At 53.3% G+C, this 507-nt stretch carries 1 protein-coding gene; it reads left to right on the plus strand.

All coding sequences use genetic code 11. From position 1 onward, the window contains the following. Nucleotides 1–507, plus strand: a 507-nt coding sequence (locus tag HYD27_RS31735; protein WP_219221757.1) for a transposase, incomplete at both ends; no start/stop codon positions are given.

The following is a 507-nucleotide window of genomic DNA, read 5'->3' on the forward strand; positions in this document are numbered from 1 at the left end:
ATGCCGGCCCTTTTTTGGAGCAAGCCTTCGAGCTGCTGGGAGAGCAGAAGGTGAAGTATGCCCGGTTTGACAAAGGCTTTGGCGGCGAAGACTTCTATGCGCTCTTGGAAAAGCAGAAGATCGGCTACGTGGGCAAAATCAAGTGGACGAAGCGCCTGGCCGCAGAAGTCGCTGCCTGCCGGTACTGGACACGCTACGTGGACGAAGACTGGATCATTGAAGGCATCGCCCTCTGGTACCACGCTACGTCTTGGAAAAAACCCCGGCGGGTCGCCGTCATCCGCAAAGCAAAAGTCGTTCAGGATGACCAGGCTTGTCTACTGCTGGATACCGACTGGCAGTACGAAGCGATGGTCACAAGCCTGGATTGGGAATCCATCGATTTATGGCGTTTTTATAACCAGCGGTGTTGTATGGAAAACTACATCAAGGAAGCCAAACGCGGATTCTCTATCGATAAGATCGCCACGAGCTCCTTTGACGCCAATGAACTGGATCTGCTGATCA

The sequence above is a fragment of the Paenibacillus sp. S150 genome (assembly GCF_019352175.1).
Taxonomy (GTDB): domain Bacteria; phylum Bacillota; class Bacilli; order Paenibacillales; family Paenibacillaceae; genus Paenibacillus_AQ.